The following is an 11,731-nucleotide window of genomic DNA, read 5'->3' as shown; positions in this document are numbered from 1 at the left end:
CGCATAACCCCGCACGGCCGGCGTCTGGCGCCGCTGCCGCTGCATCCGCGGCTGGCGCATATGCTGGTCACGGCCGGGCGCGACGCCGCCGACCTCGCGGCGCTGCTGGCCGAGCGCGACCCGCTGACCGGCGCGCCCGCAGACCTGACCCTGCGGCTGGCGGCGATCCGCGACCTGCGCGCCTATCAGGACCGCCACCCCTGGCCGGTCAACCCGGGCCCGCTGCACCGCATCCGCGACGAAGCGAAGCGCTTGCGCCGCATGGTGGGCGAGGGCGCTGCCCTGTCGCCCGGCGCCATGGCGGCGCTGGCCTATCCCGACCGCATCGGCCTGCGCCGCAAGGGTGAGCAGCCGCGCTATGTGCTGTCGGGCGGCAAGGGCGCGGTGCTGCCCGAGGGCGACGCGCTGGCGGCCGAGCGGCTGATCGTGGCGACCGACCTCGACGGCGATGCGCGCGAGGCCCGCATCCGCATGGCGGTGGTGGTGAGTGAGGACGAGATCCGCGCCCTGTTCCCCGACCGCATCGAAACCGCCGAGCTGGTGGAATGGTCCCGCCGCGACAACCGCGTCATTGCCCGCCGGCAGGAGCGCCTTGGCGCGCTGGCGCTGGCCGACCGGGCGCTGGACGACCCCGACCCGCAAGCGCTGGCCCGCGCCGCTTTCGAGGGGCTGCGGGCGACCGGGCTGACCTGGAGCCCCGGCGCCGCGCGGCTGCGGGCGCGGATCGCGCTGATCCCGGAGCTCGGCACGGTCGATGACGACAGCCTGCTGGCCGATCCCGACTGGCTGCTGCCCTGGCTGGGCAAGGCGCGGACGCTCTCCGACCTGCGTGGGCTGGACCTGACCGAGGCGCTGAAGGCACGCATCGGCTGGGACGGCCAGCGCCGGCTGGACCAGGCCGCGCCGGCGCATTTCGTCACGCCGCTGGGTCGCAAGGTGCCCATCGACTACGACCACGAGACGCCCTCGGTCGAGCTTAAGCTGCAGGAACTGTTCGGCCTGTCGCGCCATCCGGTCGTCGGGGGCCGGCCCTTGCGCATCACCATGCTGTCGCCCGGCGGCAAGCCCGTCGCGGTGACCACCGACCTGCCGGGCTTCTGGGCTGGCGGTTACGGCGAGGTCCGAAAGGACATGCGCGGCCGCTATCCGCGCCATCCCTGGCCGGAAAACCCGCTGGAGGCCGATCCGACCACCCGCGCCAAGCCGCGCGGCACTTGAGCATTTCTCTGTTCCCCAAATGCTCCTGCGGCCGGGCGATCTAGGCCGATTTCAGCCCCCGGAGCCGGAAGGCCAGCACGATCATCGCCACGCCGATCAGCAGCGCGAACAGGCCGATCATCCAGGCGATGCCCAGCAGGCCGGCCGCCGGCACCAGCGCCATCAGCACGCCCCAGACGACCAGCAGCAAGCCGCTGAGACCCAGCGCCCATTCGCCCTCGATCTCGTCGCGCAGCCGGATGGCGGCAATGATGCGGAAGATGCCGGCCACCACGCCCCAGGCGGCCATCCAGATGACGAAGGCCAGCGCCGTCGCCGCCGGCCAGAACAGCGCCATCAGGCCGATGATGATCGACAGGATGCCGTCCAGCGCCCAGGCCCACCAGCGGTCGTCGGCGCCCTTGCGTCGGAAGGCGGTGACCAGCGCCATCACCCCGTCGAAGATCGCATAGGCGCCAAAGACCAGCAGCAGCGCATAGACGGTCAGCCCCGGCCAGATCAGCGCCATCAGGCCGAACAGGATGGCCGCGATACCGCGCAGCAGCGGCACCCACCAATGATCGGCCATCACCCGGATCAGAGTCTCCATGATTTCGCCCCCTTTTCAGGCCCATTTTGGGATCGCCGGACCAAAAAACCTCGGATCCGGTCTGACAGGAAAAGATTAACATGGGGTTGCGCGGAACGGCCCCCGCGCCTTGCGACAACCGAAAGTTGTGGCGGATATGCTACAATGCCGTCAGCCCAGCCGGTCGGGCAGGGTCATGCCGCGCAGGATCTCGGCCGCCAGCATCGGGCGCTTGCCCTCGCGCTGCGCTTCCAGCACCTCGATGGCGCCCTCGCCGCAGGCGATGGTGAAGCCCGACAGCACCCGGCCGGGCGCGCCCGAACCGGCGGCAAGGCGCGAACGCAGCAGTTTCACCCGCTCGTCCCCGACCAGACACCAGGCGCCGGGAAAGGGCGAGAGGCCGCGGATCTGCCGGTCGACCTGCGCCGCCGGCCGGGTCCAGTCGATCCGCGCCTCGGCCTTGTCGATCTTTTGCGCATAGGTCACGCCCTCGGCCGGTTGCGGCCGGGCGGGCAGGGGCAGGCGGTGCAGCGTCTCGACGATCAGCGCCGCGCCCATTTCGGCCAGCCGGTCGTGCAGGTCCGCGGTGGTGTCCCCGGGGCCGATGGCGGTGCGTGCCTCGGCCAGCACCGGGCCGGTATCCAGCCCCGCCTCCATCTGCATGATGGCGACGCCGGTTTCCGCATCGCCGGCCATGATCGCCCGGTGGATCGGCGCCGCGCCCCGCCAGCGCGGCAGAAGCGAGGCGTGGATGTTCAGGCAGCCCAGCCGTGGCGCCTCCAGCACTGCCGGCGGCAGGATCAGCCCATAGGCCACCACCACGGCCACATCGGCGGCAAGCGCGGCGAAATCCGCCTGGTCCTGCGGCGTTTTCAGCCGTTCGGGCGTGCGGACGGGCAGGCCCAGCTCCTCGGCGGCGCGATGCACGGGCGAGGGGCGGGGCTTCTGCCCGCGCCCGGCCGCGCGCGGCGGCTGGGAATAGACCGCGACGACCTGATGCCGCGCGGCGATGGCCCGCAGCGCCGGAACCGAGAAATCGGGTGTGCCCATGAAGATGACGCGCATCGCTGCCCTCCTTGTGTCGGGATCTCATATCCCGGGCGCGGGCGCGGCAAAACCCTGCATGAAGGCGCGGATGTCGCGGGTGGCCTGCGCCCGGGCTTCGGGGTCGAACTCCAGCGGCGAAAGCGAGGAACGTTCGCGCTGGTCGAAGCCGTGATTGATGCCGGGATAGGTGATGACGGCCAGATGCGCGCCTTGGGCGACCAGATCCTCGCCCATTTGGCGACAATCGGCGGAATCGGTGATCGAATCCAGCTCGGCCAGCAGCATCAGCCCCTGCACATGACCGGGCCAGTGCCCCTTCGCGGCGCCGTTCAGAAGGCCGCAATAGGGGTAAAGCAGCACGACCGGGCCAAGCTGCGCGGCAAGGCTGTCGCGCGGGGCGGGCCAGGCGGTCAGGCCGGGCGGCGGCTCGTCCTCGCCGAGCGCGCGCAGGAGTTCCATCACCGTCCAGCCGCCATGCGAGGCGCCAAGCAGCGCCACGTCCGAGCCGTCGATGCCCGGCATCTCGCGCAGCGCCGCCAGCGCCACGGCCAGGTCGCCGGCGCGCTCGGCCCCCGGCAGCACCTGCCCGGCGCAGAGCGCGCGCCAGGCCTGCGCCTTGTCCAGAAGCCGGGGCGCATGGCTGTCGAGGATCAGCGCCGCCCGGCCCATGGCCACGAATTGCCGCGCCCAATGGTCCATGTTGTCGTGCACGCCGTCGCAGCCCGACAGCAGCACCGCGGCGGGATGCGGGCCGGGGCCATCGGGCCGCAGGATGCGCCAATGCGGCTCCAGCCGGGCCAGCCGCTCGGCCGGGGTTTCGGTCGCGGGCTGCCAGCCGGCATAGTTGCGCGCCGTGTTCAGCCCCAGGGCCAGCGCCACCAGCCCCGGCAGTGCCAGCGCAAGGATCAGCCGTTTGCGCATCCGAGCCTTCCGTGCCGGCCGCAGATCGCCTTGAGCCTTTCGGTATCGGCCGCCGTCCAGCCCTCGGGCGCGGTGACGGCGATCCAGCCGTCGATATAGTCGCGGGCGTGATAGGTATGGCCGAAGCCCGGCGGCGCCGAGGTCGAGACCAGCATGTCCACCGCCAGTTGCAGCTGCGTCACCACCGGGGTGAAGCGCAGCCGGGGCGAGACATCGGGCGCCGGCGCCTCGCGCATCCATTCGGGCGCCCGCCACAGCGAGGCCGGGTCGTAGAACACGATCGGATCGCTGGCATATTGCAGGAACAGGATGCGCAGCCGCCCCCAGGGCCGGCCCGAACGGTCGGGCGGCGCGTATTGGCTGGCATAGCGGATCACCTCGCCCTCATCCAGCTCGGGCAGGACGAAGCGGCTGCCGGGCCGGCGCGCGCCGTTGGCCTGCCGCCACAGGGTCGAGGTAAAGGGCGGGCCCACCCAGAAGGCGCCGGCGACCGGCTCGTTCATCATCTGGAACGGGTTGAAGGCATACATGGACGACCAGGCGCCCAGCGAGATGCCGTGCAGATACAGGCGCGGCCGCCGGTCCGCCGGCAGGTGGCGCCAATGCTCATAGACCGCGCGCATCAGGGCGGTGGTCTGGTCGAGGCCGGATTCGGTCTCGAAGATCAGGGCCAGCGGGCTTTGCAGATAGGAATATTGCACCGCCACCGTCGCCACGTCGCCGCCATGCATGTATTCCAGCGCGTCATAGCTGGCTGGGTCCATCCAGCCGGTGCCCGTGGGGCTGGCCAGCACCAGCACCTTGCGGTCGAAGGCGTCCACGCGCAGCATCTCGTCCAGCGCCGCCTTGGCGCGCGCCTCCGGGTCCTTGTCCTGCGCCAGGCCGACATAGATGCGCAGCGGCTCTTTCGCCGGCCGGCCGGTGAAGGCCGTGATGGCGCGGGCGCGCGGACCGCCCAGCACGAAGTCGCGCCCCGGCTTGCCCATCAGCTCCCAGTCGATGCCGGAGGCGACCGAGCCGGATTGCCACGGCTCGGCGGGCGGAGGGATATTCGGGTCGGTCAGATGCTGGGCCGCGGCATAGGAGCTGTCGGCGATGCGCATCGCCCAGTTCACCACCCCGTCGCGGGTCAGCGTCACCACGATCAGCGCCGCCAGCAGCAGGCCCAGCACATTGGCGCTGCGGGTCGGAATATAGCGCGCCAGCCGCAGCCGCAGCAGGTCGAACAGCGCCTGGATCGCCTTGCCGATCACGAACAGCGCCAGGAACACCGCCAGCGCCAGGGCCAGCATCTTGGCGGTGTTGTTGACCTCCAGATCGGGCATGCCCATGCGGGCGCGGATGCTGTTCTGCCATTCGCCGGACAGGATCACCCCGCGGCCCAGCAGCACCAGCACCGGCACCGCCAGGACCGCATGGGCGATGCGCGCTGGCCGGTCCTTCAGCACCGGCAGCTCCAGCGCCCGCCACAGCGCCAGCAGGAACTGGGTCATCACATAGCCCGCCGCCATCGAGACCCCGGCCAGCACGCCCTGCATCAGCCAGTCGCGGGGGATCAGCGAGGGGGTCAGCGAGGCGGCAAGGAACAGCAGGCCGGCAAGAAGGGGCAGCACGGAAAACATCTCTGGCCTGGCGTCCTCGGGCTTGGCCCGCGGTGCGGGCGGGTTTCGGCGGGAACGGAAGGCCCCGAGGCGGCATGCCGGGCGCCGGGTCTGCCGGGCGGCCCGTTCCCTGCCCGCCCGCTCGCGCCCGAGGTTAAGGGGCCGGCGCGGCAAAGAAAAGCGCTTCCCTGCGCCACCCGGTTCCCGTCCCCGGCCTGCGCTGCGGGGCGCGGCACCCGCTCGCCCGCCACAGGGGCAGAGGGCACCGTCCATGCCCGATGCCGGCGGCCGCGCCCCTCGGGCGGCGTCGCCAGGGTATTTGGAAAACGGAAAGGACCGCCGCGCGACTCATCGCACATGCCCGTGCTTCTTCGTTCCACAAATACTCATCCGGCCGCGCAGCCCCCCGGGGGTGAAAAAGGGGCGCAACCGTCCAGCCAGCCCCGGCGCGGCGCCTCATGCCACCACGTGCGCGGGGAGACCTGCAAGAGGGGATCTGCAAGGCGCCTTCACCGTTTCCCAAATCCTGCTGCGGCCGTGCAGGCATCCCCGCGCCCGGAATGGGGCCGCGCCGGGACAGCCCGCCCGACGCCTTTGTCAGCGCCGCGACAGCTTGGCCGATTTCGCCACCAGCATCTTGCGGCGCAGGGGCGAGAGGTGATCGACATAGAGACGGCCGTCCAGGTGGTCGATCTGGTGCTGCACCGAGGTCGCCCAGAGGCCGACGAAATCCCGCTCCTCGATCTCGCCCTCGGCATTCAGGAAGCGCACTGTCACCGCCCGCGGCCGCTCGATCCGGGCCGAGACGCCGGGCAGGTTCGGGCTCGCCTCCTCATGGGCGCGCAGCTGCACGCTGGCATGCAGGATCTCGGGATTGGCCATCCGCACCGCCTGGCCGCGCTTGTCGGATGCGTCCACCACCGCCAGCCGCTGCATGATGCCGATCTGCGGCGCGGCAAGGCCGACGCCGGGCATCGCCTCCATGGTGTCGATCATGTCGTCCCAGATCATCCGCACCGTCTCGGTGATCGCGGCGACCGGCTCGGCGGGCATGTGCAACCGGCGGTCGGCATAGGGCAGGAAGGGGCGGACGGTCATCGGGCGGCCTTGTCAGGAATGGCCGCCCGGCTATCATGGCGGCGAATGAAGGTAAATCCGGCCCGGACTTTCGGCCCGCCGCAAACCGCGCCCGACATGGATGCCGGGGCGCGGGGTCGGCCAGGCGTCGCGCGGCAGGATCAGTCGCCGCCCCGGCCACAGGGCGGCGAGACAGCACAGCATTTCGGTCGGCAGGAACAAGCGGTGTCCCGGGTTCTTTGCCCCTGCCTGGCGCCGAATCCCCAGGACAGGCTTAACGCGCGGCGGAATCGTCCCGGCCGTCCGGCGCGTCGAGGATCAGCCGGCCGTCGAGATGATCGGCCTCGTGCTGGGCGATGCGGGCCTCGATCCCGGCCAGGGTCAGCAATTGCAGCGTCCCGGTCATGTCGAAGCAGCGCATCGAGACCGTGGCCGGCCGCGTCATCGCCACCGGCCGGCCGGGGATCGAGAGGCAGGCTTCCTCCATGGTCGCGACCGCCTCGCCCAGCGGCGCGATCTCGGGGTCCAGGACCACGCGGGGCTGGGGGGCGCCGTCCTTCCAGCCGTGATCCATGACGAAGATCCGCCAGCTTTCGCCGATCTGCGGCGCGGCGAGGCCGCGGCCGCCGACGGCATACATGGTCGCGAGCAGGTCGGCGGCCAGTTGCGAGAGCCGGTCCCAGGCCAGGCGCCCGACCGGGTCGCAGAGGCGGCGCAGGGCCGGGTCGGGATGGATCAGGATCGGGCGGATGCGGCCGCGGGCGGCCAGCGCGGCGAGGTCCGGTCCGCCGGGCACCCGCGCGGCATCCTCGCCGGACAGGGGCTCAGGCACGGCCGCGCTCGCGCTTCAGCTTGACCATCTTGCGGGTGATCATCTGCCGCTTGATCGGGCTCAGGTAGTCGATGAACAGCTTGCCGTCGAGGTGGTCGATCTCGTGCTGGGCGCAGGTGGCCCAGAGGCCCTCGAACTCGCGCTCATGCGTCTTGCCGTCGAGGCCGAGCCAGCGCACCCTGACCTCGGCCGGGCGGGTCACGTCGGCATATTGGTCGGGGATCGACAGGCAGCCTTCCTCGTAGGTGTTCAGCGCCTCGGAGGTCCAGGTGACCTCGGGGTTGACCATGACGATGGGATTGCGCGGCGCCTCGGGATCCTTCTCGCAATCCATGACATAGAGCCGCGACAGCACGCCGACCTGCGGCGCGGCCAGGCCCACGCCCGGCGCGTCATACATGGTGGCCAGCATGTCGGCGGCCAGGGTCTCGATCTCGGGGGTGATGCGGGCCACGGGCTCGCAAGGCTTCTTCAGCCGCGGATCGGGGTGGAGGATGATGCTGCGCAATGTCATGCCCGTGATCTAGGGCAAGCCTTGGCCTTGCGCAACAAGCCGCTATGCTGCGCCCGAACGGAAGAACGAGGGGAACCATGGCCCAGCCCGATTTCGACGAGATCATCGACCGCACCGGCACCGCCTGCTCCAAATGGGACGACATGCAGGCGATCTACGGCGTCTCGCCCCGGGACGGCATCGCGATGTGGGTCGCGGACATGGATTTCCGCCCGCCGGCTTCGGTCCAGCGCGCGGTCGAGGCGATGGCGGCGCATGGCGTCTATGGCTATCCCGGCGCCAACCCGGCCTATCTCGAGGCGATTCGCTGGTGGATGGAGACGCGCCACGGCTGGCAGGTCCAGCCGGACTGGATCCTTTCGGCGCACGGGCTGGTCAACGGCACCGCGATCTGCGTCGATGCCTTCACCCGGCCGGGCGACCGGGTGATCGTGATGACCCCGGTCTATCACGCCTTCGCCCGCGTCATCCGCGCCTCGGGTCGCGAGGTGGCCGAGTTCCCGCTGGCCATCCATGACGGGCAGTATCGCATGGACTGGGAGGGCTGGCAGAAGCTGCTGACCGGGCGCGAGCGGATGCTGATCCTATGCTCGCCCCACAATCCCGGCGGCAGGGTCTGGAGCGCCGAAGAATTGCGGCAGGTCGCCGATTTCTGCGCCGCCCATGACCTGATCCTGGTCTCGGACGAGATTCACCACGACCTGGTCATGCCCGGCAGCCCGCGCCATTCGGTGCTGGCCACCGTTGCGCCCGAGGCCGCGCCGCGCCTGGTGACGCTGACCGCCGCCACCAAGACCTTCAACATCGCCGGCGCCCATATCGGCAACCTGATCGTCGCCGACGAGGGGTTGAGGAAGCGCCTGCAAACCCGGCTGACGGCCCTGGGCATCTCGCCCGGCCTGTTCGGGCCGGGCATGGTTGCTGCCGCCTATTCGCCCGAGGGCGCGGCCTGGGTCGATGCGCTGACCGCTTATCTGGACGGCAACCGGCAGCTGTTCGACGCGGGCGTGAACGCGATTCCCGGCCTGCGCTCGATGCGCTTGCAGGCGACCTATCTGGCTTGGGTCGATTTCTCGGGCACCGGGATGGAGCGGGCCGAGTTCACCCGCCGCGTCGAGCAGGGCGCCCGCATCGCCGCAAACCACGGCGGTACCTTTGGCCTGGGCGGCGAGGATTTTCTACGCTTCAACCTCGCCACGCCGCGCGCCCGGGTGGCCGAGGCGGTGGCGCGGCTGCAAGAGGCGTTCCGCGACCTGCAATGAAGCGGCTGGGCGGGATCTTCTCGGCGCTGTGCCTGGCGGCGGTGCTGTGGGGGCTGTGGCTGATCTGGGCGCCGCAGCCCGCGCCGGTGCCGCAACCGCCCGCGGCGGGCTGGCACTGGCCGCGCCTGCCCGATCTGCGCCTGCCCGAATTCCGGCTGCCGCGCATCACCCTGCCGCCGGTCTTCCAGCGCCCGTCGGTGCGGCCCGAGGCGCCCATCGCCTCGCCCGTCCGGCGCATCCTGGTCGAGAAATCCGCCCGCCGCATGACGGTGTACCAGGAAAGCGGCCCGCCCCGGACCTTCCGCATTGCCCTGGGCTTCGCACCCGCGGGCGACAAGAGCCGCGAGGGCGACGGCCGCACCCCCGAGGGCATCTTCCGCATCGACCGGCTGAACCGGCAAAGCGCCTATCACCTGTCGCTGGGCATCGACTATCCGCAGCCCCGCCACCGCGAGGCGGCGCGCCGCCTGGGTGTCAGCCCGGGCGGCGACATCATGATCCACGGCCAGCCGAACCAGATCCCCGACGGCTTTCGCGTCAAGGGCGACTGGACCGCCGGCTGCATCGCCGTCGACAATGCCGAGATCGAGGAAATCTTCGCCCATGCCCGCATCGGCACCGAGGTCGAGATCCGGCCCTGAGCCGAGACGCGGCGCGACTCCTTGCCGCAGGCTCTGCCCAAGGATAAGGCAGGGGCATGACGCTCGACCGCTACGCCCCGCATCTGCGCGCGACCCTCGTGCTTGGCCTGCCGCTGGTCGGCAGCCATCTGGCGCGCATGGCCATCCATGTCGCCGATACGGTGATGATGGGCTGGTACGGGGTCGAGGAACTGGCGGCGCTGGTGATCGCCGTGTCCTTCTTCAACATCCTGTTCTTCCTGGGCATGGGCTTCGGCATCGGCGTCATGGGGCTGATCGCCGCCGCCATCGCCCGGGGCGACGAGGTCGAGGTGCGCCGCTCGGCCCGCATGGCGCTGTGGCTGTCGACCCTGTTCGCGGTCGCGGTCATCCCGGCCATGTGGCATTCCGGGCCGATCCTGCTGGCGCTGGGGCAGAAGCCAGTGGTCGCCGCCCTAGCCCAGGACTATCTGCGCATCGAGGGCTTCGGCCTGGTCGCGGTGCTGTGCCAGCTGACGCTGAACAGCTACCTGGCGGCGATGGAGCGCACGCAGGTGGTGCTGTGGATCACGCTGGCCGGGCTGCCGCTGGTCATCCTGCTGAACTGGGTGCTGATCTTCGGCAATCTGGGCGCGCCGGAACTGGGGGTGCGGGGTGCCGCCATAGCCGCGGTGGCGGTGCAATATACGCAGCTTCTGGCCATCATCGCCTATGCCGCCTGGCTGCCGGCGGCGCGCAAATACCGCCTGTTCCAGCGGTTCTGGCGCCCGGACTGGGCCGAGATGCGGGCGGTCTTCTGGCTGGGCCTGCCCATCGGCCTGACCATGGTGGCCGAGGGCGGGCTGTTCGTCGGCTCGAACGTGATGATGGGCTGGATCGGCACGCGCGAGCTGGCGGCGCATGGCATCGCGCTGCAGCTGGCCTCGATCACCTTCATGCTGCACCTGGGCATGTCCAACGCCGCCACCGTGCGGGTGGGGCAGGCCAAGGGCCGGGGCGACGGTCCCTGGATGCGCGATGCGGGCGTGACGGTGATCGCGGTCTCGGCGGTGATCGCGGCGCTGGCCATGGCGGGTTTCGAGCTGTTTCCGCGCCAGCTGGTCGGGCTTTACCTGGACGCGACCCACCCCGAGACCCCAGCCATCATCGAACTGGCTGCGGGGCTCTTGTTTTATGCCGGGCTGTTCCAGCTGACCGATGCCATGCAGGTGATCGGCCTGGGGTTGCTGCGCGGCGTGCAGGACACGCGCGTGCCGATGGTGATCGCGGCGGTGAGCTATTGGCTGGTCGGCATCCCGGTGGCCTACGGCCTGGCCTTTGTCGCCGGGCTGGGCCCGGCCGGGTTGTGGCTGGGGCTGGTGGCGGGGCTGAGCTTTGCCGCCGTGCTGCTGATGCGCCGCTTCTGGCGCGGCTTCGCGCGCGGGGACTGGACCCGCGAGGCGCGTGCGGTCTAGGTTGGCGGCGCAGAAGTCAGGAGGCCCGCCATGCGCCCGGTTTTCGTCCAGTTCCGTTGCACGCCCGGCAAGACCTACGAGGTCGCCGACGCGATCTATGACCGCGAGATCGTCAGCGAGCTTTATTCCACCTCGGGCGATTACGACCTGCTGGCCAAGATCTACATTCCCGAGGACCAGGATGTCGGGCATTTCCTGTCCGAGAACCTGTTCGACATTCCCGGCATCTGCCGCACCCTGACCACCATCACCTTCAAGGCCTTCTAGGCCGCCATGGGGCTCTGCCCCGTCGCGCGTGCCGCGCGACTCCCCGGGGTATTTCGGCAACGGAAAGCCGAAAGAGCCTTCGGTCGCATTGGCCGGCGCCTCGGGCTGCGGCAGGATGGCCGGATGCGCGAGGGGTTTTCCATGGACGGGGCGGCGCGGGTGCTGCTGGCGCCGGAATGGCCGGGCCTGCGGCGGGCGGCGCTGCTGTCGGCGGCCGCGGGGCTGTTGTGGCTGCCGATGGCCTGGTGCGCGGCCCTGGGGCTGGCCGGGCTGATCGGCGGTGCGCCGGCTGTGCCGCCCCTGGCCGGGCTGCTGGGTCTGGGCGGCCTGCGGGCGCTGCTGGAGCGGGC

General features: G+C 70.8%; 12 protein-coding genes and 1 pseudogene. 6 read left to right on the top strand and 7 right to left on the bottom strand.

The features are described from left to right. On the top strand, positions 1–1,218 hold a 1,218-nt coding region (locus I9P22_RS20595; RefSeq protein ID WP_332909053.1), incomplete at its 5' end, for an ATP-dependent helicase C-terminal domain-containing protein. Positions 1,219–1,258: 40 nt separating this feature from the next. Here the strand turns inward: I9P22_RS20595 and I9P22_RS20590 are convergent. From I9P22_RS20590 to def (I9P22_RS20560), 7 genes are all read right to left on the bottom strand, one after another. After that, entirely contained in the window at positions 1,259–1,807 is a 549-nt protein-coding gene (locus I9P22_RS20590) for an HdeD family acid-resistance protein (protein WP_199261667.1), read from the bottom strand. Positions 1,808–1,957: 150 nt separating this feature from the next. Further along, positions 1,958–2,851, bottom strand: coding sequence for a methionyl-tRNA formyltransferase (fmt, locus tag I9P22_RS20585; RefSeq protein WP_199261666.1), 894 nt, complete (start codon positions 2,849–2,851; stop codon positions 1,958–1,960). 24 nt (positions 2,852–2,875) lie between these two features. Next, complete coding sequence (locus I9P22_RS20580) at positions 2,876–3,754, bottom strand: dienelactone hydrolase family protein (RefSeq protein ID WP_199261665.1); 879 nt, start codon at positions 3,752–3,754, stop codon at positions 2,876–2,878. Continuing rightward, positions 3,739–5,376 carry an alpha/beta hydrolase gene (locus I9P22_RS20575; RefSeq protein WP_199261663.1) on the bottom strand — a complete coding sequence of 546 codons (1,638 nt, stop codon included), beginning with the start codon at positions 5,374–5,376 and terminating at the stop codon, positions 3,739–3,741. Before I9P22_RS20575 ends, I9P22_RS20580 begins: the two co-directional genes overlap by 16 nt. 576 nt (positions 5,377–5,952) lie before the next feature. Next, positions 5,953–6,453: a peptide deformylase gene (gene def, locus I9P22_RS20570; RefSeq protein ID WP_199261660.1), complete on the bottom strand. Its 501-nt coding sequence runs from the start codon at positions 6,451–6,453 to the stop codon at positions 5,953–5,955. Between the two features lie 253 nt (positions 6,454–6,706). After that, complete coding sequence (locus I9P22_RS20565; protein ID WP_199261658.1) at positions 6,707–7,264, bottom strand: peptide deformylase; 558 nt, start codon at positions 7,262–7,264, stop codon at positions 6,707–6,709. Next, on the bottom strand, positions 7,257–7,778 hold the full coding sequence (gene def / locus I9P22_RS20560; RefSeq protein WP_199261656.1) for a peptide deformylase: 522 nt from the start codon (positions 7,776–7,778) through the stop codon (positions 7,257–7,259). Before def (I9P22_RS20560) ends, I9P22_RS20565 begins: the two co-directional genes overlap by 8 nt. A 77-nt stretch (positions 7,779–7,855) precedes the next feature. Between def (I9P22_RS20560) and I9P22_RS20555 the strand changes: the two genes are divergently transcribed. The 5 genes and pseudogenes from I9P22_RS20555 to I9P22_RS20535 all read left to right on the top strand — a co-directional run. Continuing rightward, positions 7,856–9,040 carry a MalY/PatB family protein gene (locus tag I9P22_RS20555; RefSeq protein WP_199261654.1) on the top strand — a complete coding sequence of 395 codons (1,185 nt, stop codon included), beginning with the start codon at positions 7,856–7,858 and terminating at the stop codon, positions 9,038–9,040. Then, positions 9,037–9,681 (top strand): L,D-transpeptidase family protein, encoded by a 645-nt coding sequence (locus I9P22_RS20550; protein ID WP_199261650.1) that lies wholly within the window; start codon positions 9,037–9,039, stop codon positions 9,679–9,681. The genes I9P22_RS20555 and I9P22_RS20550 overlap by 4 nt, the downstream gene beginning before the upstream one ends. A gap of 56 nt (positions 9,682–9,737) precedes the next feature. Further along, complete coding sequence (locus tag I9P22_RS20545; protein ID WP_199261648.1) at positions 9,738–11,114, top strand: MATE family efflux transporter; 1,377 nt, start codon at positions 9,738–9,740, stop codon at positions 11,112–11,114. Positions 11,115–11,144: 30 nt separating this feature from the next. Continuing rightward, positions 11,145–11,381, top strand: a complete 237-nt coding sequence (locus tag I9P22_RS20540; protein WP_199261646.1) for an Lrp/AsnC ligand binding domain-containing protein — start codon at positions 11,145–11,147, stop codon at positions 11,379–11,381. 123 nt (positions 11,382–11,504) lie between these two features. Next, positions 11,505–11,731: pseudogene (locus I9P22_RS20535) on the top strand (hypothetical protein); the annotation flags it as partial.

The organism is Paracoccus binzhouensis (assembly GCF_016446475.1).
Lineage (GTDB): Bacteria > Pseudomonadota > Alphaproteobacteria > Rhodobacterales > Rhodobacteraceae > Paracoccus > Paracoccus binzhouensis.
Note: the sequence above shows the minus strand (reverse complement) of the source record. Positions and strands in the feature narration are given on the sequence as shown.